Source organism: Myxococcales bacterium (genome assembly GCA_016703425.1).
GTDB lineage: Bacteria > Myxococcota_A > Polyangia > Polyangiales > Polyangiaceae > JADJCA01.
Map to the genome: position 1 here is coordinate 72,128 of JADJCA010000007.1, position 24,470 is coordinate 96,597.

At 68.3% G+C, this 24,470-nt stretch carries 25 protein-coding genes and 1 pseudogene; 20 read left to right on the plus strand and 6 right to left on the minus strand.

Features of this window, described 5'->3' with window-relative positions:
• The first annotated feature begins 20 nt into the window (after window positions 1-20).
• The 7 genes from IPG50_12270 to IPG50_12300 all read left to right on the plus strand — a co-directional run bounded on the left by IPG50_12270 (window position 21) and on the right by IPG50_12300 (window position 8,081).
• Window positions 21-941, plus strand: coding sequence for a branched-chain amino acid transaminase (locus IPG50_12270; GenBank protein MBK6692957.1), 921 nt, complete (start codon window positions 21-23; stop codon window positions 939-941).
• A complete protein-coding gene (locus IPG50_12275) occupies window positions 923-3,283 on the plus strand; it encodes a M28 family peptidase (GenBank protein MBK6692958.1) in 2,361 nt (786 codons plus the stop codon). Before IPG50_12270 ends, IPG50_12275 begins: the two co-directional genes overlap by 19 nt.
• 158 nt (window positions 3,284-3,441) lie before the next feature.
• Window positions 3,442-4,431, plus strand: coding sequence for a hypothetical protein (locus IPG50_12280; protein MBK6692959.1), 990 nt, complete (start codon window positions 3,442-3,444; stop codon window positions 4,429-4,431).
• On the plus strand, window positions 4,338-4,958 hold the full coding sequence (locus IPG50_12285; GenBank protein MBK6692960.1) for a hypothetical protein: 621 nt from the start codon (window positions 4,338-4,340) through the stop codon (window positions 4,956-4,958). The genes IPG50_12280 and IPG50_12285 overlap by 94 nt, the downstream gene beginning before the upstream one ends.
• 84 nt (window positions 4,959-5,042) lie before the next feature.
• Entirely contained in the window at window positions 5,043-6,812 is a 1,770-nt protein-coding gene (locus IPG50_12290; protein ID MBK6692961.1) for an amidohydrolase family protein, read from the plus strand.
• A gap of 179 nt (window positions 6,813-6,991) precedes the next feature.
• Complete coding sequence (locus tag IPG50_12295; protein MBK6692962.1) at window positions 6,992-7,594, plus strand: SH3 domain-containing protein; 603 nt, start codon at window positions 6,992-6,994, stop codon at window positions 7,592-7,594.
• Complete coding sequence (locus tag IPG50_12300) at window positions 7,539-8,081, plus strand: hypothetical protein (GenBank protein MBK6692963.1); 543 nt, start codon at window positions 7,539-7,541, stop codon at window positions 8,079-8,081. The genes IPG50_12295 and IPG50_12300 overlap by 56 nt, the downstream gene beginning before the upstream one ends.
• Window positions 8,082-8,121: 40 nt before the next feature.
• On the opposite strand, the gene IPG50_12305 is transcribed toward IPG50_12300, so the two are convergent.
• From IPG50_12305 to IPG50_12315, 3 genes are all read right to left on the minus strand, one after another.
• Complete coding sequence (locus tag IPG50_12305; protein MBK6692964.1) at window positions 8,122-8,856, minus strand: hypothetical protein; 735 nt, start codon at window positions 8,854-8,856, stop codon at window positions 8,122-8,124.
• A 147-nt stretch (window positions 8,857-9,003) separates the two neighbouring features.
• A complete protein-coding gene (locus IPG50_12310) occupies window positions 9,004-9,870 on the minus strand; it encodes a hypothetical protein (protein MBK6692965.1) in 867 nt (288 codons plus the stop codon).
• A complete protein-coding gene (locus IPG50_12315) occupies window positions 9,867-10,475 on the minus strand; it encodes a hypothetical protein (GenBank protein MBK6692966.1) in 609 nt (202 codons plus the stop codon). Before IPG50_12315 ends, IPG50_12310 begins: the two co-directional genes overlap by 4 nt.
• Before the next feature lie 129 nt (window positions 10,476-10,604).
• Between IPG50_12315 and IPG50_12320 the strand changes: the two are divergent.
• The 5 genes and pseudogenes from IPG50_12320 (at window position 10,605) to IPG50_12340 (ending at window position 14,040) form a co-directional block, all read left to right on the plus strand.
• Window positions 10,605-10,865 (plus strand): annotated as a pseudogene (locus tag IPG50_12320) (DUF99 family protein).
• Window positions 10,866-11,026: 161 nt separating this feature from the next.
• A complete protein-coding gene (locus IPG50_12325; protein ID MBK6692967.1) occupies window positions 11,027-11,194 on the plus strand; it encodes a DUF99 family protein in 168 nt (55 codons plus the stop codon).
• Entirely contained in the window at window positions 11,191-11,943 is a 753-nt protein-coding gene (locus IPG50_12330) for a hypothetical protein (GenBank protein MBK6692968.1), read from the plus strand. The genes IPG50_12325 and IPG50_12330 overlap by 4 nt, the downstream gene beginning before the upstream one ends.
• A complete protein-coding gene (locus IPG50_12335) occupies window positions 11,927-13,207 on the plus strand; it encodes a hypothetical protein (GenBank protein MBK6692969.1) in 1,281 nt (426 codons plus the stop codon). The genes IPG50_12330 and IPG50_12335 overlap by 17 nt, the downstream gene beginning before the upstream one ends.
• Before the next feature lie 11 nt (window positions 13,208-13,218).
• Window positions 13,219-14,040 carry a nucleotidyl transferase AbiEii/AbiGii toxin family protein gene (locus tag IPG50_12340; protein MBK6692970.1) on the plus strand — a complete coding sequence of 274 codons (822 nt, stop codon included), beginning with the start codon at window positions 13,219-13,221 and terminating at the stop codon, window positions 14,038-14,040.
• Here the strand turns inward: IPG50_12340 and IPG50_12345 are convergent.
• The gene (locus IPG50_12345) at window positions 14,004-14,783 is read right to left on the minus strand and encodes a hypothetical protein (protein ID MBK6692971.1); all 780 of its coding nucleotides are present in this window, start codon (window positions 14,781-14,783) and stop codon (window positions 14,004-14,006) included. The two genes, IPG50_12340 and IPG50_12345, sit on opposite strands and share 37 nt — an antisense overlap.
• A 353-nt stretch (window positions 14,784-15,136) precedes the next feature.
• Between IPG50_12345 and IPG50_12350 the strand changes: the two genes are divergently transcribed.
• The 3 genes from IPG50_12350 (at window position 15,137) to IPG50_12360 (ending at window position 17,222) form a co-directional block, all read left to right on the plus strand.
• Window positions 15,137-15,475 (plus strand): hypothetical protein, encoded by a 339-nt coding sequence (locus IPG50_12350; protein MBK6692972.1) that lies wholly within the window; start codon window positions 15,137-15,139, stop codon window positions 15,473-15,475.
• A gap of 238 nt (window positions 15,476-15,713) precedes the next feature.
• Window positions 15,714-15,995 (plus strand): hypothetical protein, encoded by a 282-nt coding sequence (locus IPG50_12355; protein ID MBK6692973.1) that lies wholly within the window; start codon window positions 15,714-15,716, stop codon window positions 15,993-15,995.
• Window positions 15,996-16,130: 135 nt separating this feature from the next.
• Complete coding sequence (locus IPG50_12360) at window positions 16,131-17,222, plus strand: hypothetical protein (protein MBK6692974.1); 1,092 nt, start codon at window positions 16,131-16,133, stop codon at window positions 17,220-17,222.
• Window positions 17,223-17,378: 156 nt separating this feature from the next.
• Here the strand turns inward: IPG50_12360 and IPG50_12365 are convergent, their stop codons facing one another.
• On the minus strand, window positions 17,379-18,005 hold the full coding sequence (locus tag IPG50_12365; protein MBK6692975.1) for a Uma2 family endonuclease: 627 nt from the start codon (window positions 18,003-18,005) through the stop codon (window positions 17,379-17,381).
• Window positions 18,006-18,367: 362 nt separating this feature from the next.
• Complete coding sequence (locus IPG50_12370; GenBank protein MBK6692976.1) at window positions 18,368-19,591, minus strand: hypothetical protein; 1,224 nt, start codon at window positions 19,589-19,591, stop codon at window positions 18,368-18,370.
• Window positions 19,592-20,373: 782 nt separating this feature from the next.
• Here IPG50_12370 and IPG50_12375 point away from each other — a divergent pair.
• The 5 genes from IPG50_12375 to IPG50_12395 all read left to right on the plus strand — a co-directional run bounded on the left by IPG50_12375 (window position 20,374) and on the right by IPG50_12395 (window position 24,395).
• The gene (locus IPG50_12375; protein ID MBK6692977.1) at window positions 20,374-21,327 is read left to right on the plus strand and encodes a hypothetical protein; all 954 of its coding nucleotides are present in this window, start codon (window positions 20,374-20,376) and stop codon (window positions 21,325-21,327) included.
• A gap of 73 nt (window positions 21,328-21,400) precedes the next feature.
• Window positions 21,401-22,204: a hypothetical protein gene (locus IPG50_12380; protein ID MBK6692978.1), complete on the plus strand. Its 804-nt coding sequence runs from the start codon at window positions 21,401-21,403 to the stop codon at window positions 22,202-22,204.
• Window positions 22,205-22,406: 202 nt separating this feature from the next.
• Entirely contained in the window at window positions 22,407-22,823 is a 417-nt protein-coding gene (locus IPG50_12385) for a hypothetical protein (GenBank protein MBK6692979.1), read from the plus strand.
• A gap of 3 nt (window positions 22,824-22,826) precedes the next feature.
• Window positions 22,827-23,663 (plus strand): hypothetical protein, encoded by an 837-nt coding sequence (locus IPG50_12390; protein MBK6692980.1) that lies wholly within the window; start codon window positions 22,827-22,829, stop codon window positions 23,661-23,663.
• A gap of 120 nt (window positions 23,664-23,783) precedes the next feature.
• On the plus strand, window positions 23,784-24,395 hold the full coding sequence (locus IPG50_12395) for a hypothetical protein (protein MBK6692981.1): 612 nt from the start codon (window positions 23,784-23,786) through the stop codon (window positions 24,393-24,395).
• The last annotated feature ends 75 nt before the right edge of the window (window positions 24,396-24,470 follow it).

Below are 24,470 nucleotides of genomic sequence, written 5' to 3' on the forward strand. Positions count from 1 at the left end.
GGAAGGACTCGGAGCGGATCATGCTGGAAAAGCTTCAAAAAATCTGGATGGACGGCGAGCTGGTCGACTGGGACGCGGCGCAGGTGCACATCCTCACGCACTCGCTCCACTACGGCCTCGGCGCCTTCGAAGGCATTCGCGCCTACAAGCGGACCAACGGTCAGACCACCGTCTTCAGGCTCAAGGAGCACATCGACAGGCTCTTTGACAGCTGCAAGCTGACGCTCCTCGTGCCCAAGTTTACGAGAGATCAGGTTTCGCAGGCGTGCCTCGAAACCCTGCGAGCGAACTCCATGGCCGAAGGCTACTTGCGGCCGATGGTCTACGTCGGCGAGGGCGCGATGGGCATCTACGCGCCCAATAACCCCATCCGCACCACGGTCATCGCGTGGAAGTGGGGCGCATACCTCGGCGACGAAGCGCTCAAGAGCGGCATCCGCTGCAAGATCAGCTCGTACGCCCGCCACCACATCAACGTCTCGCTCGCGAAGGCGAAGATGATGGGGCAATACACAAACAGCGTCCTCGCGAAGCGCGAAGCCAAGCTCGCCGGCTACGACGAGGCGATCCTCCTCGATACGCAGGGGTACGTCTCGGAAGGCTCCGGCGAGAACCTCTTCATCGTGAAGAACGGGGTCTTGCATACGCCCGACCTCTCCTGCTCCATCCTCGCCGGCATCACACGCGACACGCTCCTCACGCTCGCACGCGAAGAGGGCGTCACGGTGAGCGAGGGCCGCATCACGCGCGATCAGCTCTGGCTCGCCGACGAAGCGTTCTTCACCGGCACGGCCGCTGAGGTGACGCCCATCCGCGAGGTCGACAACCGCACCATCGGTGAGGGCGCCCCGGGCCCCATCACCAAGCGCCTCCAGACGCGGTTCTTCGACGTCGTCAAAGGCTCCGACACCTCGCACCCCGAGTGGCTGACCAAGGTGTGACGCCGGAGCGCGCGCCGGCTCCGGCGACGCGCTCCCCTAGCGGCCCGCTCGCGCCGCGCATCGTCCATTGGCTCGGACTCCTCGTCGTCCTTGTGACGGCGGCGGTGGCCTTCGCAGGTATGCAGCCGCCCGCCGCGCGGGCCGTCGATGCGCCACCCGAGGCGTTCGCGGCAGCGCGGGCGATGGTTCACGTCCGGGAGCTTTGCCGCGCGCCGCATCCCGTTGGGTCCCGCGGCCACGACGACGTCCGCGCCCTCATCGAGCGCCGCCTCACGGAGCTCGGCCTCGAGCCTCAGGTGCAACGCACCGCGATCACGCACAAGTTCTTCGGGCGCACGTCGGGCGCTCGCGTCGAGAACGTCGTGGCTCGCATCAAGGGCCGCGGCAGCGATCACCGCGCGCTCCTCTTCGCGGCACACTACGACGCGGTGCCGCAAAGTCCCGGCGCCGGCGACGATGGCTCAGGCACGGCCGCGCTCCTCGAAGGCGCCCGCGCGCTCCAGAGCGGCCCGCCGCTCGACCGCGACGTGATCGTCCTTTTTACCGACGGCGAGGAGCTCGGACTCCTCGGCGCCGGGGCCTTCATGCAAGAGCACCCGTTCGCCAAGGACGTCGTCGCGGCCTTCAACTTCGATGCGCGAGGGAGCCACGGCAGCGTCGCGATGTTCGACACGTCACCGGAAAACGGCGCGCTCATCGCCGCGCTCGCGCACGTGCCGCGGCTCCAGGCGAGCTCGCTGGTGTCGGTGCTCGCGCGGCTCATGCCAAACGACACCGACGCGACAATCTTCAAGAAGGCCGGCGTCCCCACGATGAGCTTCGCCTTCGCCGACGGCATCGTGCACTACCATCGCGCCACCGACTCGCCTGACGAGCTCGACCCGCGCAGCCTGCAGCAGATGGGCGACACGATGGTCGCCCTCGCGCGGCACTTGGGCCGCGGTCCCGTTCAAGCGATGGAAGCCGAGGAGGTCTCCTACTTCACGTTCTTTGGCAGCGCGCTCGTCTCCTTCTCGAGGGCCACGAGCATCCTTGGCGCGGCGGCGGCGCTGCTCCTCTCGGTGCTCGCGGCCGCCTTCGCTGTGAAGCGCCGCGACCTCACAGCGCGGGCCATCGCCTGGGGCGGCGCATCGGCCCTCTTGGCGTTCGCGCTCGCCGTCGGTGCGGGAGCCTTCGCGCTTTTTCTAGCGGGCCGTGTCGCCTCCTACGACGCGCTGCTCGTGCGCGGCGGGGCCGTGGCCACGAGCGCCATCGCGCTCTCGACGCTCACGTGCTTCACGATCTTTCACCTGACGGCACGGCGCATTGGCGCCAGCGCGGCGACGCTCGGCTCGCTCGCCTTGCTCAGCCTCGCGGGCTTCGCCGTGGCGCTCCTCGCGCCGATGGCGAGCGTGCCCCTTCTTGTCACCAACACCGCGTGCGCGCTGGCGGCGCTCGTGACGGCTTGGTTCGTCGGGCGGGCCACGTTGCTTCGGCCGGCAGTGTTCTACGTCGCCATCGCCGTGGCCCTCACGGTCTGGCTCCCGACGCTCTACGCGCTCACGGTGGCCGCGGCCGCCAACGCAGGTCTCGTGGCCGCCGCGTTTGCAGCCCCGTTGAACCTCGTCGTGGCGCCGCTCGCAGCGGCCGGGAAGCGGCGCCGCTTGCTCGCGACCTTGGGCGGGCTCTTGGTCGTGGCGGGGCTCTCGTTCGGGCGACTCGCGTGGCCCCTTGGCGACGCCGTCGCCACGGGAACGACGCTCGCGTACGGCGTCGACGCCGACAAGAAGCAGGGCTTCTTCTTCGGCACGTCGCCGCACCCCTGGATGGCGCCGGCGCTGCGGCCCGAAGACGCCACCAAACGAGCCCTCCCAGAGCTCACGCTGAGCGAGGCGACGTGGTGGGTCGCCCCCTCTGAGGCCTCGGGCCTCGAGGGCGTAACGGTGACGTCCCACGAGCGCCGGAAGACGGCCGACGGCTTTGAGCTCCGCGCGATCCTCGCCCCCTCGAAGGACGCGCGCTGCCTCATCGCCACCGCCGATGAACAGCACGTCGATGACGCGCTTTCGGTGGCGGGAAAGCCGGTCCGGCACCTCATCCGTTTCTCCGCCGAAAAGGACCAGGAGCTCGCTCGGCGATTGCGCCTCGGGGGCTCACCGTCAGGCTTCTTCTTCCAGTTCTGCGCGCCCGGTGGCGAGCCGCTCGAAGTGGTCTTTCACACGCGAAGCGACGCGGAGGTCCCGCTCCGGCTGCTCGAGGTGCGCGACGGCCTCCCCACGGTGGTGCTGAAGCCCCGCCCTGCCGGGCAAATCGCCCGCGACGATAGCGATCGGACCGTCGTGGGGCGCACCGTGCGTTGGTGAGCCCGTGTGTTGGTAAGGCAGTGCGTTCTCCGTGATCCGTTCTGGGAACCAGTCACCAGCTCACCTGGATCGCCTCGCCACCGCCCAGGCGACAATGTGCGCAGAACGCGCGGAAATGCTCGCGCGAGCGCTGGCCCACGCTGTGCTTCGCCCGGGGCATGAGAACTTTCCTTATCGCCCTGGCAGCCACGAGCCTCCCCCTGATCACCGTCGCCTGCTCCTCCTCCGGCTCGGCCGATGAAGAGGAAGTGGTCGCCGACGAAGGTGCCCTCACCGTTTCGGACATCGCCGCGCGCGGAGAGTCGCAGATGCGCTTTCCCATTGCCGGCCGTCCCGACGAGCTTTGCATCATTCCCAAGAAGCCCGGTGGCGCGTATTCGCCCGACGACGTGAAGGACGAGAAGAAGCTCTGCAACTTCAACTTCGAATCAGAGACGCCCGGCGAGCCCGTCGCGCTCTGCCCGAAGACGTCCAGCACGAACCCCGGCATCTACGTCAACAAGCTCGACGGCAAGACCAAGGCTGAGGTCGAGGCGGGCGGTTGCCGCACGTCGAAGGTCGGGACGTTCAAGCAGAGCGTCACGTGCAGCTACACGGGTTCGATCATCGGCTACTACCACCTGTCGCGGCTCCTCGGCGGCATCGCCAGCGTGCCCGTCGCCGTGGGTCGCACGATGGACCTCGAGAAGCACAAGGCGATGGTCGAGCGCGGCATCGTCGCCGCCAAGCCCGTCGATGGCCCCGGCTGCGACGTCTACGACGGTTGGGTTCAGTTCAAGGCCTGGGACGCCAGGCCGCAGACGGCGCCGCGCACGGCGCAGGTCTACACGTCGGACTTCATGCAGATCTACGGCGCCTTCCAGGACAACGCGAAGGACAACGGCCGTCACCCTCTGTTGCGAACGGCCGGCGGCGCTGCGGGCCTCAACCAGTTCTTGGGTGGCAGCGCCTTCAAGGCGGTCTCTGAGAGCACGCCCCTCGCCCAGCGCTTTCGTGGCGGCGCCGAAGCGCAGCTTCGTTGCAAGGGCTCATCCTGGCAAAAGACGCGGCCGACATGGTCCTCATGGACGAGCTGCTCTCGCAGCAGGATCGCTACGGCAACATCGAGTCGCAGGCCTTCAAGGTGTTTGAGGAAGGCGGACGCCTGAAGAAGGTTCGCCTCGACCGCCAGGACGAGGACCAAGATCGCGCGGAAACGCCCATCGACCGACCCGACCTTCCCGGCGTCATCGTTCACGAGCTGCTCTTGCGCGACAACGACTGCGGCGTCTCGAAGACCAACATCAACGCGCAGGCCAACGGCGGCGCCGGCGTCGTGTCTCGCCTCGCGCACATGAGCTCGCGGACGTACAAGCACTTCCAGTGGCTCGCCGCGGAGATCGCGAAGCCCAACTCCGACGTTCAGAACGTCTTCGCCAAAGAGTCGTTCTTCACGCCGACGGACCTGACCAACGTCACCCAGCAGGCTCGGAAGCTCGCCAGCACGCTGAAGTCTCGCTGCGAGAGCGGCGCGTTGGCGCTCGACGCCGACCTCCGCGATCATGTGGCGGGGCGCATCCCGGGTCGCGAAGCCTGCGGCCTCGCGGAGCCGGCGCCGGCTCCCGAGCTGGGCGCCGAAGGCGGCATCATCGACGCCCACGGCATCGAGCGCGTCGAGCGCAAGAAGCCCCAGTGAGGAGCGCGCGCCCGCCGCGCACGCTCGGGAGTTCGGCAGCGCTGCGATAGGCCGCTCGAGCCAAGACGGCGCTACCCTGGCGCCATGAGTCTCGGCCCGGGCCCTTACGACCTCCTCATCGAAGGCGGCCTCGTGTTCGACGGGCGCGGCAACGCGCCGCGCCGTCTCTCCGTCGGCATTCGAGGCGGCCAGATCGCGGACCTCTTCGAGCCGTCCGCGGCGCACGAGCGGCCCGCGTCGCGCGAGGTCGTGAGCGCCCACGGCCAGTGGGTCATGCCGGGCTTCATCGACTTCCACACGCACTACGACGCGGAGGTGGAGGTCGCGCCCTCGCTCTCCGAATCGCTGCGTCACGGCGTCACGACGGTCTTCCTCGGCAGCTGCTCGCTCAGCCTGGCCGTCGGCTCGCCCGACGAGCTCGCGGACATGTACTGCCGCGTCGAAGCGCTGCCCGACGAAGTCGTGCGACCGCTCCTTCGGGCGGCGAAGACCTGGGAAGGTCACGCCGACTACTATCGACACCTGGACGCGCTCCCGCTGGGGCCGAACGTCGCGTCGTTCGTCGGGCACTCGGCGATTCGCGCGAACGTGATGGGCATCGAGCGGAGCCTCGAGCGCGGCGTCGTCCCGACGGCGCAGGAGCTCTCGCGCATGCGCGACCTGGTCGGGGAGGGCCTCGACGAAGGGTACGTCGGGCTGTCGATCCAGACCTTGCCGTGGGACAAGATGGGCGGCACCGAGCCGTACCGAAGCCGGCCGCTGCCTTCGACCTTTGCGCGTTGGTCCGAATACCGAGCGCTCCTTCAAGAGGTGCGCGCCCGCGACCGCGTGTTCCAAGGCGTCCCCAACGTCTCGACGAAGGTAAACGCCCTCTTGTTCATGCTGGAGAGCGTTCCGCTCTTCGATCGCAAGCCGCTCAAGACGACGATCATCTCGATGATGGATCTCGTCGGCGAGCGGGGGATTCACCGCGTCATCGGAGCGCTCGCGCGCTTCGTCAACAGCGTCATGGGCGGCGACTTTCGCTGGCAAGCGCTGCCCGAGCCTTTCGATCTCTGGGCCGATGGCCTCGATCTCGTGGTCTTCGAGGAGTTCGGCGCCGGCGCCGCGGCGCTCCACTTGGCCGACCCGGACCAACGCTCCGCGCTCTTGCGCGATCCGGAGTACCGAGCGCGCTTTCGTCGCGAGTGGCGGCATCCGATTTTGCCGCGGGCGTTTCACCGGAACCTCGCCTTGGCGCGCGTCCTTTCGTCGCCCGACGCGAGCCTCGCGGGAAAGACCTTCGCCGAGATCGCGAAAGACCGCGGGCGAGACGCCGTCGACGTGTTCCTCGACCTCGTCGCGACACACGGGACCCGACTGCGTTGGACGACGATGATGGCCAACGATCGCGAGGGCTCCCTCCTCGAGATCATCGGCCACCCGGACGTGCTCATCGGTTTCTCTGACGCGGGCGCGCACTTGCGGCAAATGGCTCACTACAGCTTCCCGCTGCGCATGTTGCGGCGCGTCCAGACCGCCCACCAAGCGGGTCGGCCGGCGATGAGCCTCGAGCGCGCCGTTCACCGCCTCACGGGCGAGATCGCATCCTGGTTTGGCATCGCCGCAGGGCACCTCGACGTGGGCGCGCGCGCCGACGTCGTCGTCGTCGACCCGGCGGGCCTGACGGACCGCCTCGAGGACGTTTGCGAGGCCGTCATCGAAGGCTTCGGCGCTCACACGCGCCTCGTGCGTAGAAGTGAAGACGCCACGACGCTGGTGGTGGTGGGCGGCCGCGTCGCCAGTCGGCGCGGCGTCGTGGACGCGGCCGTCGGGCACGAGCGCGGCTTCGGGCGCGTGCTCCGCGCGCTGTAAAGACGCGCGCCGCCAGCTGCGGCGCCAGCCCGGATCGGTGTCGCTCCACGCGTCTCGCTGCGGCGACGGCGCACAAACGAGCCCGATTACGCGCCACCGGGGAACGCACATCGCCGTACGTCACGGTGTGTATTGTTGCGATCGCAACGGTGGTGCGCGCCTTGCTCACTTGCTTGGTCATGACGCAAACCAAGCTGCTTCTCGGTGGACTCCTTCTCATGGTGGCCGGCACGACCCTCGCGGGCTGCAGCGGCGACATCGACGACGAAGGTGTTGCCGATGAGGCCGCCCTGACGAGCGGCGTGAGCGGCGAGCTCGCCGTGGGCACCGAGCTGACAACGACGGCGCGGGTCAACTTCCGAACCGGCCCGAGCACGTCGACGGCGGTCAAGCGCATCCTCGCCAAAGGCTCGACGGTGGTGACCGTGAATCGCACGAGGCCGAGCGGCGCCTTTTACAACGTGAAGAGCGGCAACGACGAAGGATGGGTCCACGGCGGCTACCCTCGCCAAGGCAGGGAGCGGCGCGACGGAGCCAACGCCCACGCCGACACCGACGCCCGGTGGCACCTGTGCCCCGCGCAAGCTCCGCTTCTCGGCGGACGAACTCCCGAGCTTGCCGGCGGCGGGCTCCGCGTACGTCTGGGGCGCCAACGCGACGGGCGGCGCATCGGCCCCCTACTCGAGCGAGTTCATCTCTTACGCGGCGCAGGCGCACCAGCGCGGCTTGCAAGTCTTCGCCTACCTCGAAGGGCCATGCGGCGACACGGGCGGCGTCGATGACGGCGAGCGCGCGCGCTGCTCCGGCATTCACCGCTCGTTCAACGCACAGAACGCGCCGGGCACGCCCAACACCGACAAGGCGCGATGGAAGCCGTTCACGATGCACCAGCTCAAGCGCTCGGCGCAGGTTGGCGCCGACTACTGCGAGATCGACAACCTCAGCAACAACGTGACGATTCCGCTGAATCCCCTCTTGCGCGAGATCAAGGCGCTCTACGACTCAGGGCAAGTCCATTGCCGCTTCGTGCTGAAGAACGTGGAGGCGGCCGACATCGATTCCATTCGGACAGAAGTGGCGCCGACGCCGGCGGCGGCGAACTTCATCGCGCCGTTCCACATCTTCGAAGCCGACGACACGGGGCAAAAGGGCCAGCTCGACGCCGCGATGGTTCGGCTCAAGGGGCCTGGCGCCAAGACCATCATCAGCACCGACACGAACCACTACGGCGGCGCCTTCACCCCGGACCAGTTCCTGGCTTGCAACTGACCTGGCCAAAGCCCCCGTCGAGCGCCTTCGACGCCGGGTCCTATTGCGTGCGATGCAAGACGACGTCGAGCGAGGGGCTCGCCGACGCTGACACGTGACTGCCGACGAAGCGAACTTCGGACGGAAGCCACAGCGACGGGCGACCGACGAAGGTGTGCGTCGATAGGCGCGTCACCCCCGAGCTGTTGTCGACCATGCTGCCGCGCGCCTGCGAGAGCAGCACGGTCGCCGGCACCTCGACGCGGCCCGGGATGCCGTAGCCGCGGGCGAGCTGCAGGTGGCCACCGGGCGGCAGCGCGACCGAGACGCCGTCGGTGGTCAGCGTGCCATCGCGGGTCTCGCTTGCGGGGGCCGCGGCGTTCAGGAGGTACGCGTGGCTCTCTTGGGCGTCGAGGTAGCCCGTGCCTGGCGCGTGTGTGTGGTTCGTCTCCGTGCTGCCAAGCATCGCGCCGCTCTCAGCGAAGACCCGCAGCGTCGTCTTGATGGTGTTCGACGCGCCGTCGAACCAGCGGTAGCAGAGAGGCTCGTTGGAGGCATGCGCCCAGCAGTCCACCTTCTGCGCGATCCGCGACGGCAACGTCGAGGCGACGTCGAGACGCACGAGGTACCGTGCGCCGTCCACCTCGACCACGCCGCTGTAGCGCGCCGCCAGGCCTGCGCGCAGTTCGTCGCTTTGCTCCCCGCTACCGGAGGCCTCCCCTTCGCGCGCGTCGATGGAGCAACCAAGCGTGGTCGCGAGGGTGAAGAGAGCGAGGGCACGGAAGAAGAGGCGCATGGGGTTTTTCCTTTGTTGACGCCGCCACCTGGCGAAGCAGTCACGCGGTCTTTGACTTCATCGACCGGCGCGCGCACGGGAAACGGCGGCAAGGCGGCCTTGCCCGCGCGGAAAGGCTCCCCTGCGAGACACCTCGCAGGCACGACCTCAAGTGTCGCGCGAGCCCGGACTTCGCGTCGTATCCGCTCCCGCGTCGAGCCACTCCTCCACGGGCGCGGTCTCGATCTCGAGCTCCTTGAGGCCTGGCACGATGAGCGTGCGGAGCGCGTCGACGAGGGCTCCGTGCAGGAGCTCCGCCGGCGGCGCGCCATGGCGCGCGAGGCCATCGGTGTGCCGTTCATCGACCGGCGTCTCGTAGCGCCACTGGCGCAAGTTGAGGAACGCCATCGGCAAGAGCCACGGAGAGACGGCGCGCCGCTCGTCGACCGGCAGGCTCGCCAGGTAGGCCCACCCGAGGCGGCCGTGCTCGATCTCGTCGCTCAAGAGTTCGCGAAGCGCGGCGCGGGCGAGCTCACCTTCGGCCACTTCAAGGCACGACTCCAAGAAGACGCCCGCGGTGGTCTCGTTGAGGACGCACTGCCCAACGACGTAGAGCGTGTCGCGGAGCGCGGGCGACGCGCCCTTGTGCCGGGGCGGTTCAAGCACGAGCCTCGGCGCCGGTGCGAGCGCACGGCCCGCGAAGTGCGACGCCACGAGGCGACTGAGCTCCGTGTGGCGAAGCTCGTCGTCGACGGCGCGATGCGCGAGCGCGCAAAGCGGTGCCGCGGCACCCCCTCCGGTCGCACGACGTCGCGTGAGCGCCGCGTGAATGATCGCGAAGGAGTCGCCGACGCGCCGCTCCATCCCGGAGCGCAAGAGCCAGATCTCGGCGAGGCGTCGCCGCTCCGCAGCCGTGAGCCGCTCGAGGCTCTCGTCGGCTTCCGGGAGCGGCTTTTGCGTGAGTCGACCGCCCCAGCGTCCGTCGGGACTGAACGCGGGCAACTCCGCGGGGAGCGGAGGCGTCGCGCGCTTCACCCCGAGTCCGCGAAGGCTGCGTCGGTGCCCTGGCCTGCGTCGGTGCTCGCGCCTGCATCGGGCAGGAGCCAGCCTCCGGTGGCGCACGTCGCACCGACGACGGGGGCGGGTCCAAAACACTTGCAGGTCTCCGCGCGCACGGTGCCCGGTTGGCATTGCCAATCGGTACCGACGCAGAGCGCCGACAGGTCGACAAAGCCGCAGGCGCCGCCGCCGAGGTCGGCGTAGCAGTGATGAGGCAATCCCTTCGGCGTGCACGCGCCTGTGGGGTCGACGCAAATCGACGGGAGCTCGCCGCCGTGCCCCTTCGTGGTGGGCCACGTGTTGTCGCAGAACGCATCGACGAGGACGTCCGCGCTGCCATCCACCTCGGAGACGCCCGCATCGGCCTCGGCGTCGGTGTTGGCGTCCGCTTCGGGCAACGCGGCTGCGGCGCCATCGGCCGACGTCGAGACGGTCGCCGCGGGCCCGGGCGTGCCGACGGCAGGGCTCGTCGGTCGCGCGACCTCCGGGTTCGATTCGTCGATGAAGCGACCGCAGGCGACGCTCGTCGCGCCTAGCGCGATGCCCGTCCCCACGATGGCTTTGAAGAGTCGCGACGACATGAGGACCTCACTATAGCGCGCTTCCGCAAGGACCGCCCCTGCACGGCGGCGCATCCGTTCGTGGTCGCTTCCTGCCTGCTACCGCGCCTGCTTCGGCGCGCTAAAACGGTCCCATGCCGACGCTATCCAATGTCATTGGCTTCGACGACGCGCCCTTCGAACCGCCCACCGGGGGACATTCTCGTCGTCGGGACCGTTTGCTCGCGGACGCGACTCGACGGCGTCGTCTCGTCTCGGATCCGACGTGACGGGCAAAACTCCACGGCGCGCATGATCGAGATGGTGCAGGGTTCGCAGTTCGCGCACCACGTGCAGGCGGTGCTGCTCCAGGGCATCGCCGTCGGCGGCTTCAACGTCGTCGACGTCCACGCGCTTCACGAAGCGCTCGACGCCCGTGCTCGTCGTCGCGCGCCGGCGCCCAAACTACGCCGCCATCAAACGCGCGCTCTTCGGAGGCGGGGCGCAGGCGGGGAGCCGCCACGAGCAGCGGCACCTCGCGCTGGCGTCCCGGCGCCGCGCGCAAGTGGCGCCTCATCGAGCGCGCGGGGCCCATGGAACCGCTCCGCGGCGTCTTCGTGCAGCGCGTGGGCCTCTCTCCGTCGGAGGCCGGTGAGCTCATCGCGGGGACGACGTTGCACGGCAACTTGCCCGAACCCTTGCGGCTCGCCCACCTCATCGCCGGCGGCGTCACGACGGGCGCGAGCCGAGGGCGCGCGTGAACGCGGCTTCCGGCGCCCGCGCCGCGCGCACAAGGCTCGCGCCGCCCTACCCTTCCCTCGGCCACCTGCCTGGCTCGCGCACGGGCCCGCGCGACCGCACGGTGAGCGCCGCGACGGCGCGCGCTTGCACGGTCGCGGGCGCCGCTCTTCCGGGCACGACGGTCACCGTGCAAGAGAAGCTCGACGGCTCGTGCGTGATGGTGGCGCGCCTCGATGGACGCGTCGTGGCCCTCGGACGCGACGGTGCGCGCGCCGACGACTCTCCCAACGCGGGTCGCCGAATGTTCGCGCGCTGGGTCGCAGCCGAGGCGCCTCGCTTCGACGCGCTCCTCGAAGACGGCGAGCGCGCCGCCGGCGAATGGCTGGCGTTGGTGCACGGCACCCGTTACGCGCTCACGCATGAGCCGTTCGTGCTCTTCGACCTATTGAGTTCATCGGCCTCGGAACGGACCGTGCGAAAGGCGTCACCGGTCGTCGAAGCGCGCGCGCGCGAGCACGGCTTTTCAACGCCGCACGTGGTGCATCGAGGCGCGCCCCTCTCCATCGCCGAGGCGCGGGCGCTCCTCGGCGACCGGGGGCGTCACGGCGCCGATGACAGGGCGGAAGGCGTCGTCTATCGCGTCGAGCGGGCCGACCGTGTTTTGATCGTGGCGAAACTCGTCGAAGCGGCGAAGATCGATGGCCGCTTCTTGCCAGAGAACACCGGCGCGCCAGCGCTATGGAACTTCCACGATGGCCTCGACCTCTAGCGTCATCTTCGTCACGCAAAACCGCGGCAAGGCCGACGAGATCGCGACCTTGCTCGGGGGCGTGCCGGTCCGGTGGGAGCGATTGCCGCTCGCGCACGTGCCCGGCGACGATCTCGAAGCGGCGGCCAGCGGTCGCGTGAGCGAAGCGTTTCGTCGCCTCGGCGCGCCGTGTTTCTTAGAGAACGCGGGTCTATGGGTGCACGAGCACGGCATCGACGAGCCGCCGGCCTTTGCGCCGCGCGCCTGGAAGCACGTCGTCGCCGAGCTCGGCGGCGAAGAGGCCTTCTGCTCGCGCTTCGGGGGCGCCGCCGTCCGCGCGCGCGTCGCCGTCGCTTACGCGAGCGACGAGGGCACGCCTCGCGTCTTCTCGGGCGAGCTGGTCGGACAGGTGGCAGCAAGACCCAAGGGCACCGGCGGCTACGGCTGGGACCGCGTCGTCGTTCCCGACGGCTATGCGCGGACGCTATCGGAGCTTCTGGCGACGAAATACCTCACCAACATGCGCCTGCTCCCGTACCTCGCGCTGGCGGGCGTGCTCCGCGGACGGTCCTACGACGGCGTCTTCGAGGCGCACGTAACGATCGCCGCCGAGGACGAAGCGACCGCGGCCCGCTTCGCGGCGACGTGCAACGAGTTCGGCGTGAAGTTCGTTCAGATCGAGCTCCCGCGGGGCGTCACCCGCTCGCAGCCCATGACGGCGTCCTACCACCGGGGGCGCCTCGAGACCGTGCACGCCGAGGTCCTCGCGCTCGGCAAGGAGCTCGTCCGCCGCGGCTTCTCCGTGACGCGCACGAAGATCGAGGCCGTCGGCGCGAGCCGCGACGTGCCCGAGACCGATGAGGAAGCCGAGACCCGGCCTCCGCAGAACTACTTCGAGTACCACGTGAAGGTCATTCTGCCGAAGGACGGTTCGGAGGACGCGCTCGCGGCACTCCGGTCTCTTTGCGAGCAACACGACGCGCACCTGTCCCGGCGCGCGCCGATCGAGCAGTCAGGACACGGCGAGCCAGGACACGGCGGGCGGGACACGGCGGGGCGCGACACGGCGGCTCGTGACACGGTCGCGCGTTTCGTCACGCGTTTCGTTACGCGGTTCGTTACACAGAGAGCCTATCGCTCGGGCCGGGTGACAAGCGCCGCGGCCTTCGACGCGCTCGTGGCGGCGCTCGACGCCGCAGGCTTCCGCACGAGCACGCGCCTCCGCGAATACACCGTCTACGACAGCAACATCGGCGTCGACGCCGGTTGGATGAACGGCGCGTAATGCGAGCGCTCTTGGACGCCTGGTTGCGGCGGCTCGCGCGCTCGCCGCTCCGCGAGCGGTGGATTCTTCGCGGCGGCCTTGTCACCTGCCACCACTGTCCGTCAAGGCCCGCGCCCGAAGACATCGACCTCGTCGGCCTCGGCCGCTTCGACGAGGCGGAGGCGCGGCGGGAGATGCGCGCGCTCGCCCTTGCGCCGGCGTCGAGCGACGAGAGCGTCTCCTTCCACTCGCCCGTGAGCGAGATCATCTGGGGCGACACGCCCTTTCCCGGGCTTCGGACCACGGTGGAGACGAAGGTGGAAGCGCGGCCCGGACCGCGCATTCAGATCGACCTGGGCTTCGGCGATCCCTTGGAGCCAGGCCCCGAGCCGCTCGTCGTTGGCGGCGCGTCGCTCCTGGCGGTGCGCGCCGAGACGATGGTTGCGTGGAAGCTGCACGGACTTGTGGAGCACGGCCGCGGCCGTTGGCGCGCCAAAGACCTCGCCGACGCGCTCCTGCTCTTTCGCGAAGCCTCGCTGGACGCCGGCGCGCTGGATGGCGCACTCGACCGAGCCCCTCGCCCTTGCCTTCGAGAGCCGGAGCACGCCGCTCAGCGCGACAAGGGCGTTTCTGGAGGAGCCGACCTGTGGCCAGAGCCGCGGAAGCCGCCGCCGCTGGGCAACCTTTCTCAAGCGACGGCCGTGCCCTTTGGATGGCGACGTAACGGTCGTGAGGGACGAACTGCGGCGGCACGCCGCGCCCTCATCGAGCGCGTGTCGGCCCTCGGTCTTGCCGGCTCACGCGAGCGCGACGGTACTCATGGAGAGCAGGGCCCGGCGGCGAAGCCGGCGTAGTTGCGAAGATCGGCGCCGCTGCCGGTGACGGCGGTGGACGAGATGTTGACGGCCCAGAGCTTCCCACCGGCGAAGTAGTGGTACTGCGCGACGTCGTCGCGCCACGTGAAGTCGTCAACGGGACAGTTGCCACCAATGGTCCCGCACATGTTGACGAGTCCGGGGATGGCCGTGAGGGGCGTCCCCGCCGCCGCGGTCGTCAGGGCGAGGGCGCCATCGAGGCGCCACGCTTTGCCGTCTCTCACCACGAAGAGCTCCTTGCTGTCGTCGCGCCACGCGAGCGCTTCGACGGCGCACGTCCCGGCGTCGATGCCGAGGCAAGGCCCCGCCGCCACGCCGGCCACGGTCTCGAGCAGGTTGCCCCCGGCCCCGCCGTCGCCGGCGTCGCCGAACGTGAAGGCGCCGTCCAGAACCCAGTAGCGCGAGCCATAGACTGCATAATACATCGCAATGTCGGGGCGCCACGTGAGCGCGTCCAGGTGACAGACCGAGGCTTGCGACCCGCAGGGGCCATCACGCAAGCCTGAGAAGGCGCGAAGGTCGGTGCCAATGGGGCTGCCGGTGAGCTGACGGTTGCCGTCGAGCGTCCACAGCTTTCCCTTGGCCACGACCTCATACTGGTTGTTTCGCCACGTGACGGCATCGAGGGCACACGGAGGCAAGGCCACGTCGGAGGTCACCGCCGTGTCAGGAACGAGGGCCGCGTCGACGGTCGCGCCATCGGAAGCCGTAGCGTCGGGCACGGGTCGGTGATGGCGGGCGAGCCTGGCCCTTCGGGTACCGCACCAAAGTCCGACACAGCTTCCTCGGGGCATGCCGCAACGGCGAACCCCATGGTCGCCAGGGCGACCAACGCAAACACCCGTCTCATTGTGACTACGCTATCGATGGGCCTTCCGGGACGCAACGCCACCGGAGCCGTGCCAGCGCTCTTCGCCGGCGTCCTTCATCCCCGACTGTAACGGGCCCTGCGACACGCTGGATCACGCACGTCGCGCGAGCCCGACGCCGCCGAGCGTTTTCCTTGGAAATCCTCGGGGGCGGCCTCTTTCGACGCGCGTCGCAGGCGTGGCTTGCTTCCTGCTGTCACCGAGGCATGCGTTCTCACCTCGCTCACCTCGCCGCTCTCGCCTCCGCGCTCTTTGCGTCCGCTTTCGTCGTCGGCTGCTCCGGCTCTCCCGAGACCGGTGGCTCGACGTCGCAGACGGTTCGTGGAGGCGCGCCCACGCCGGCGCCGTCCACGGGGCCTTCCGCCGTCGCGGCAACCGGCGACGCGGGAGCAGCTCCGGCCGCGAGCGGCGACGTCTGCGCCGCCGAGCCCGAGGACGACACGTGCTCCACCTGCGTGAAGCAGAAGTGCTGCGCCCCCGTGCGAACCTGCTTCGCCGACGCCCAATGCAGCGCCCCTCGACGGGTGCATGTCGAAGTGCTTTGACGGCGTGCAACAGCCGGGGGGCCAAGAGAGCAGTGCGTCACGGCATGCCAGGCCCAATACCCGCAGGGCGAGCCAAGGTGGACGCCATCGACGCCTGCGTCGAGCAGAGCTGCGCCGCGCAGTGCCAGTAACGCCGGCACCGTAGAGGCGGCCCGCTCTTGCCGGCCACGTCGCACCTCGCCGCCCCTTCCGGCCGGCCTTCGTTGAAAGGCGCGCCGTTTTCTGCCAACGTCCGCTCATGCGCACCTTCGTGTCTCGGCGCGAGGCCATGGTTTGGCTCGGCGGCCTCGTGGCCGTCGGGTGCGGCTCACAGGGCGCGAGCTCCACTACGGAGACGCCTCCACCGACGCCGCCGGCAACGGACGCGTCGGTGGGCGGCGCCGACGCGACCCTCGGCGAGCCACGCGACGCGGGCACCGCCAACGCGGCGGACACCGGGTCAGAAGACGCGGAAGACGCGGCGTTGCCAAAGACGGCTGAGGAGCTCTCTCGCGCATCGACGCCATCGTGGTCGTCATGATGGAGAACCGCTCGTTCGATCACTTCCTCGGCGCGCTTCGTTCAGACCCAAACCACCCACGCCGGCGGTGTCGAGGGGCTGACGGGCACCGAGACGAACCCCGGCCCCGACGGCGGCGCGATCAGCGCCTTCAAGATGACCAACTTCACGCCGGAGGACCCGCCTCACTCGTGGAACGCGAGCCACGCCCAGTGGAACAACGGCGCAAACGACGGCTTCGTGAAGGCTCACTCTCGGGAGCGACGCGAAGACGAGGTCATGGGCTACCACGACCGTTCGCAGCTCGAGTTCTACTACTTCCTCGCCGATCACTTCACCGTCTGCGATCACTGGTTCGCATCGGTCATGGGCCCCACGTGGCCCAACCGCTTCTACCTGCACGCCTGCACGTCGGGCGGCAAGAAGGACAACTCGGCGTACTTCGTCGGCGCGCCCACGACGCTGTGGAAGCGCCTTCAGAGCGCCGGCAAGACCTTCAAGAACTACGCGGCCGGCGCCGTCACTTGGTACACGGGCGCCTTCATCGGAGAGGTCTTGAACCTCAATCCGTCGAAGCCCATCGCCGAGTTCTTCGACGACGCGAAGAACGGCACCCTGCCGAACTTCTCGATCATCGACCCGGACTTCTTCGCCGCCGACGATCACCTGAGCCACGACATCCGGCTCGGGCAGGTCTTCGTCTCGAGCGTCTACCGCGCGCTCACCGAGAGCCCTCAGTGGAAGCGAACGCTCCTCGTCATCACCTACGACGAACACGGCGGCTTCTTCGATCACGTTCCGCCGCCCACGACCACCGATCCGATCCCCGAGTTTCAGCAGCTTGGTTTCGCGTTCTCACGTTCGTGGTGGGCGGCATGGTCAAGGCGGGCCACGTCGAAAAGACGGTGCTCGAGCACAGCTCGTGGGCGCGACCTGCGCGATCGTTTTGGCATTCCGAGCCTCGGCCCACGGATGGATGCGGCCGCATCGCTTGCGGTCTGCATCGATCCAGCGAAGGCGCTGTCCCCGTCGCCGCCTCCGCCCAATCCGCCGACGCCCAAGCTCGCGCTGGCGCGTGCCGTGAAAGGCCCAAGCGGCGCGTGGGTGACGAGCCAGCCGGAGCTGGCGCACATGGTCGACAGCGGCCAGATCCCTCGGGCCTTGGTCGATCAACGCCCCCACGCGGAGCGTCTCTCAGGCTGGCTGCGCGAAGCCGAGCGCTTAGGGGCCGTGCGGCTCGAGGGGTAAGGCCTTCTTCCGCTGCGGCGAGCCTGCCGAAGCCGCAGCTCCTCGGACTTTCGAGGAGGCGGGGGGAGGACTCCGCATCGCGCAGCGATGTGGAGGGGACCGGCTACGGTCCCACTAGCTAGACTTCGCCGCTCGCCGCGCCGTCAGCCCACCGCCTCACTCCCCGCGCAGCTTCGCTTCGAGCTCCGCCACTCGCGCCGTCAGCGCCTTGGCCTCGCGCTCAGCCTTGTCGCGCTCTTCCTCGGCCGTTGGCACGAGCGTGCCATCGCGCATCAACCGGAGGGCGGCGGGAAATTCGCCGAACGGCGCGACGGCCCACAGGACTGGTGCTCCGAGCACGCCTGACAGCGTGAGGCACGGCGTGGACTCTCCTTCGACGATGCGCTCGACGAGATCGCCTTCGATGAGATCCCAAACGCGAAGGCGCTCGCCGACGCGCCCATCCATGTTGAAGCAAACGAGCTCCCGCACTCCGAGCTCGTGGTAGCGCTCGAGCTCTTCTTCGAAGGTCCACCGCTCCGGCGTGTCAGACGGGCTCAAGATCTCCACCGCGAGTTCGGGGATCCCCTTCTCCCAGGTCTTCCACGAATTGAACGCCTCGTGCGCGACGCCCAACTTCACGAAGCCGTCGGGCGCGAGCTGCCTGCGGTTGGTCCGGGCGTTCCAGTAGACGAACTGATCGGCCCCGCACGAGTGCTCCGGTGCGACCAGGCGTTTCAAGAGGGCGAAGAGCAGGAAGCAGAGTTCCAGGTGCCGCTGCGACTGTCCAAGTGCTCCTCCCATGGCTCGGCCGACGGAAAGTCGGCGGGCCGCACGGGACGAACATGCGCGAGCTTGAGAGCAGGGCTGTCTGCCATGGGCTCTAGCTTAGTGCGCGCGTCGTAGCTTGGCTCGTGCGGCCGCATGCCCGACGACCGAGCACGCCTCGCGCCAGAGAGCGCGCGCGACATCTCACGCGATTTTCTGCGCGGATCCTGGCCGCGGACGGTTCTGGATGGCCACGGCCACGCGGCACGCTGTAGCCCGATCCAAGCTTGCGGTCGGCGACGTTGCGACGGCGAATCTGCTCGTGTTGCCCGTGGGGCGCGGCGATTAGCCTTCCGTCCGCCCCGGCAGCATTCAGGGGCAGACGGTATTCGTCCCCATCACAGATTGTTCGCGACGACCTTGTGGGTGCCGGTCCCGCCGTCGTAGATGCCGACGCTGGTGTTGCCGTACGTGTTGTTCCCGGTGATGACGTAGTGATTCGAGGGCGAGCCGCCGAGCACATTGATCCCGATGTTGTTGGGACCGCGACCCGCGGCGTTGCCTGCCCGATGGCCGGTGATCGTGAATCGACTGGTCCCGGCTTGCGCGGCGATCCCGGACGCGTTGCCCTCCGAGTGCCCGCCGGTCACTTGCCAATTGAGGACCTGGCTGCCCGACATGGTCAAGCCGTTCTGCTTGTTCCCCGGGAACTGACATCCCGTGAAGGCAACGCCGTCCACCAGTCCGGTCCCGTAGGTCGTGACCAAGCACCCAGAGCCTTGACGCGACAGCCCGAACCAATCGTTCGAAAATTGCGTGTTGTAGACCCCGCCGCCGGCGATGATCGCCGCTGAGGAAGGCGCCGAAACCGACGCCGTCGGCCCGCTGCTGTCGTAGCAATTGCTCGACGACACGAAGCTGTAGATGTTGAACCCTGGCGGCGTGTCAATCAGCAGCGCCTGTCCGTGGACGGTGATGTTGTTGTTCGAGACGAACGCGGTGTCCCCATTCTGAAAACGAAGCCCAAAGTCAGGCTGCGCGCCGGCCTCGGGGCCCGCGACCACACAGCCGGTGACTTGGGCATTGGAGAAATGCAGGAACTGAGCGGCGCCACCGCCCGAGTAGACCTGCGGGAATGCGAAGTTGCAGTCCCGAACCTGTGGATTGATGACGAACTGCGGGCCGGTGGGTCCGGAGAGCGCTCCAGCCGTGATGGCGATGTAGTAGTGATAGAAGGTGCAGCTGTCGATCACGACGCCGTTGCCGGCGACGACGACGCTGAAGCCCGCACTGCGAGTGTCCCCGCCATCGACTTTGAGGTTGCGCAGCGAGGACGCGTCGCTCAGCGTGACGATGGTCTCGCCGGTATTGCGACCGAGCAGCACCGTGGCGAAGGGGCCCGCGCCAACCAGGCTGACGCCGGGCGGGAGCGTCAGGTTCGACACGCGGTAGGTGCCGGGGCCGAGCATGAGCGTGCCCCCGTAGGGAATGGCCTGCAGGGCTGCTTGGATCGCAGCCGTACTCTCCGTCTCGAGATACGGCTGGATGTTGAACGCAGACCCGATGACGAAGGGAAGATTTTGGCTCTCCACCTGAACGGCGGCCGCCTTTTTGGCCGCCAATGTAACGACGCCGACCGCGCCGGCCGTGAAGACGGACCGAAGCAGGCCTCGGCGACTATCCAGGTATGAGGTCTCGAGATTCTTTGGTCGATGCCATGGGGTCTCCTTGTGTCGATTCGCGGCGCCGAGCGCCTTGCCGCATCGCGATGATGTTCGCGCTCGAACGACGGAGGCGTAGGTGCAGCATCCGTACCCGCGACCTGTGCCTAGGGCGGCGCGGAAAGACGCGGGCCTTCGCGCGCGAACCGATCGAGCAACAGGAAAAAAAGGGAGGCGATGTCCCGGGACAGGATGGGCGATGTCCTGGGACGCGGGACATCTCACTCGAGCTCGCGGCCGAGTTCGACGCGCGGGCGTCCAATTCATCGAGCGTTGGACGCAGAGACTGAGAGTAGCTGCCGGCAAACGACAACTACGGGAGTGGCAAGACCCAAGGTGCCACGCGTCGCCGGCCGTCACTCACGAAGGCGAGGACGGCGCCGCTGATCGGCTTGCTGGTTGATGACGGCAAGCTTCGCTTCGACGATCGCCTAGATCGGGTCATCGCGACCTCCAATGGAGTGAGGTCCGCATGGGAGATGACGAGAGGGAGCGCAGAAAGGCGTAACCTCAGCGAACCCGAAGGGACGCGCCAAGTGGATCGAACGCACGCACGACGTTGGCGACTCCGACGCTTTCGAGGCATGTCAATCGCCCGCGCGACGACCACCCACCTCCTCCTTGCGGTCAGCGCGATGTCCTGCGGAAATCGCTCAGCCGATCCTAGAGCGAGGACTCCATCAGTGTACTCCGCCGACGAAGTGGACCAGGCGCTGGCGGCATCGTGCAACACCGCGGGAGGCACCGGCGCGGCGACTGCTGGCGTAGTGGTCGGAGACCAACTCGTCTTGCTCAGAGCTGGCGGCAACCTCGTACGGGTCCGACGCGACGAGAACCCGAACTGCGCTCCCATCGTCAACCGATGCGTACGCGCGATCGCGCCATCGCGAGGGGGTGCCTTGCTCCTCGCGGAGGATGCCTTCTCGTACGAAAGCCAAGTCCTGCTCTACGACGGCAAGACGGTCCGCGCCGATGGCACGTTCCCTCACGCTCTTGATGCCCCGCCCCTTGGCGTGGTCGAGACGCCTCGCGGGGTGGCCGTACTAACGCGCGCGGGCCTCTACCTCCGCGAGCTGGGCGGTGCGTGGCGACTCGTTCGCTCATTTGATCTGCAGCCTCGCACCCGAGCCACGTTGGCGGCCACCGATCGCGCCGTCTTCGTTGGTGCGCGACCCGCGCCCGGAGAAACCGAGTCCGCAGCTCTAAGCAAGGTGTGCCTCACGACGCCGTGCGCGGAGATGCCCGACGAGTTCGGAGCCATTGGGCAACTGGTGGTGGACCCGGCGCACGCCGGCTGTGTGCTCGCGACCTTTCAAGTCGGCGCGTCCTGGAACGCGAAGGCCACCTTCCACGCAGTGCGGTATTGCGAGACCTCGCAGCAGTGGCTCCTCAGGAACGGCAGGTTGAACGAAACGGCCGAGAGCCTCGGCACGACCGCCTTGGGCCTGGTCGGTATCTCGCCCGATGCTGCCGTCGTCGCGACGGAAGCGGGCACATTCCAGGTCGCAAGCGGCACAACAACCAAGCTCGCGGGCGCGCACGAGACGCTCTGCGGCCATGAGATCGACTGGCTCGGCGACATCGCACGTGTCGACGGACTTCTACTCAGGATCAAGGATTCGGGAGGACTTCAATGAAGCACGGTGACTGGTCTCGCGAGCGCTGGCGTAGTGGCGGGCGCGTAACCGCGTCGTAGTATTCGCGAACGTCATGGCTGACCCGGAAGACAGAGCGGGTGCGTCGCCGAACCGTGAGGGCCACGGTTCGCACGCAGGCGACGCTGGTGCCGAAGAGAAGCGCGTCGCCGCGGGGGAGGACGTTCCGGCGCGGCCGCCATCGCGAAGGCGGTGGCGATGGCTGTGGGTGGCGTGCGCGGCGGCGGTCGCGACGATGGCGGCGAGCGTCGCCGGCGGCTTCGTGTGGCGCGCGCGCGCGGCGAGAGCGATCGGCGAGGACGCGCCTCGACAGCGCGACTATCGCTTCACGTTTCTAAACGATCCGGCGTCTCAAGATCGATGGTTCGACGCACCGGACGAGACGCCGCCGAAGTTCAGGCCGGAGCGCGATCCTGAGTCCCCCAACGGCTATCGCCTTCCGAGGACCGTCGACGAGGCGGCGAAGATGTTTGTGCGCGCGACGGACGCGAAATACCGCGCCGTCTACGAGAAGTCGCACTGGACTGACTACCGCTTCATCTGGGCGGCACGCCGTGGCAACCCAGCCTTCGAAGGACGGGCGCTTCAGTATTGGTTGGAACGAAACTGGCTCATGGAGGGCGCGCCGCTCCGCACACAGTTCGCGCAGCACGCGATTCACAAGGTCGACGAGATGGCGCGAATCCTCGTGCTCCGCCTCCTCTGCGAGATCACCGACAAGCCTTTCGACTGGGAATGGGCTCGCGCCACCGCCCAAGACGGGCTGTGGGTTCGCCAGACCACGCTGCCGCCGGGGAGTCCAGAGAGGCTCACGGCCTACCGCTTCGGCTACAAGGAGCAACCCGATGGGAGCCGATGACGCGAAGTTCTGGCCTCTCACCAAGGCGGGCCGCGGCGCACGCCTCAAAGTCGGCACGCGCGTGAACATTCGAAGCGTCGCCTGGGCCACGTTCCTTGTGGGGTGTCCCGCCCGAACGCCAAGTCCTGACCCTGGGCCCGCGTCCCTATCGCCATCCGTGGCTCGGTCCGACAGCGGCGCCGACCTCACGGTCCCACGACCAATGACTGAGCCCTTCGACGGCGCGGTCCTGCGCGAAGTCATCGCGCCGAGGGTCGTAGCCGTCGTTCCACCAAGCGCCACTCCGGACACGAGCGACGACCCGCTGGGCTTTGAGCCGGTCCCACTGATCAACGACGCCGATGCGCGCGGGCGCGTTCCCACCGAAGTGGCGAGCCTCCTGCGCGAGGGCCACCTCGAGCAGTGTCTTCCTGGCGGGGTGGCGAGCGCTTCGCTGCGCGTGCTCGTGCAACCGAGCAGGCTTCTTGTCAAAGTCTTGAGATTTTGGTCAACAGCGCACGATTCGCTGCGCACCGATCCCGCGGCGTTTGTCGCTTGCGCAGAAGCACGCCTGCACGTTGACGCGAGCAGCGTTCAGCGAGGGTCGGCCACAGTGCACTACTGGCCGCTCGCGAGGTGAATCATGGCAAGGAACTCCGATGCCGACGCGAAGGCCAGCCGCCCCTCCCCGCGCGCTGCGCTCGGGTTCACACTCGCGCTCGCGAGCGTGGCGGCCTGCGCCGCAGGTTCGCAAACAGCTCACCCTCCCGCTCCCGCAGCCGAAGAGGCAGAGGCCGCGCCCAAGGCGAGCTCGCTGGGTCCAAGCGACGGCGGAACGGAGGCGAGCCATCGAATCGATCCCGCCGTCGGGCGCGCTCTCGCGCAAACCGGCGTGCAAAGGCACTGGGCGGTCGCGGAGGACTACGACATTCCGTGCACCCCGGAACGCGCGGAGAAGGCGCGCGAAGACAACCGCAACTTGTGGGCAATGCGCGCGGAAGCCGGAGCCGCGCCTCCCCTCGCGGGAGGCACAACGACAGCGCCAGGGAGAAGGCGTGCCCCAAGCCTCGATGGCGCGACGGCTCTGCACCCACCGGCAAAGTGGACCCTCGTCCCGGATGCGACGAGTCCGACGGGCTACCGCATCCCACACAACGTTGGGGAGGCTGTTCAGCTTCTTGACCGCGCGCTCGACAAGCGCTTCTCAGCAAGCTTCCGCGGCGAGCGGTGGGAAGACGGCGACTGGCACGACGTCACAAGGTATTCGGGCCTCGCGCCAGAACTCATCAGGGCGTGGGCGTTGGATGACGAGACGACACCGCTGGCGATTGCCATGACAAAGCTTGGGCTCTCGCGGCCGGCTCGGCGCGCCGAGCTGATTCTCAGGCTCATGCTTCACCGCATTAATGGTCGCGCGGTTGGTCCCGCAGCAGAGGCGCGCCGCGTGTTGCCCGTGGAGCAACCGTGCCCCGTTCGATAGTGAACAAGTGACGACGGACCATGACATCCCGCGCGGCTAGTATCTGCGAAGCGTGGCAAGCGAGCCGCACGAGAGCGTGAATCGAACGGTCGTGTCCTGCGAACGCCAACGAGCCCCACCGTGAACCCCATCGCCGCCGTAGTCTTCATCCTTCGCCACGCCGACCACTTTGCGTTGGGACTTGCGGAGCAGCCGCTCGTGGTCTGCTCGGTCATCATCGGAGTCGTGTTCGTGGACGCGATTCTGCCGCTTGCGCTCGCCCCATGCACCGCCATGCTCTTCGCTATCGGAGCTGAGGCGAGCCGATCGGGGATGTCGCCTGTTCGGTTCGGAGTGTGCGCGTTCGGGGCGTTGCTCGCCGCGGACTATGCGAACCGCGCCCTAGGACGTGCCCTACGTCGCGCAGTCCATCCCAAGCCGGTGCCGCTCGGCAGTCCGCTCGTGAAATGGGGCGAGCCACGGGTGGTTCACGTGCTGGTGGCGTCAGCGCTGCTCCCGCTCCGTGGTCTAGGCGCGCTCATGGCAGGCGCCGCGAACGTGCCGAAGCGGTCGTTCTTCGTCGCGTCGGCTGCGGGCGCCGCGGCTTGGGTCACGATCTCCCTGGCCGCCGGTGCGGCTGCGGCAGCCGGGAGTGGCCGCGCCCACCATCATGGGCTGATTCAAGGCCTGCTAGCAGCCTTCATCATTCTCGTTGGACCAGTCCTGTGGCCACCGCGAGCCGCAAAGAGCTGAGCACCCCCTTCGGAGTGCCTTCTCTCCGAACGAGACATCGAGACCGCGACCCACCGAGCAACACGGGACTCGGTA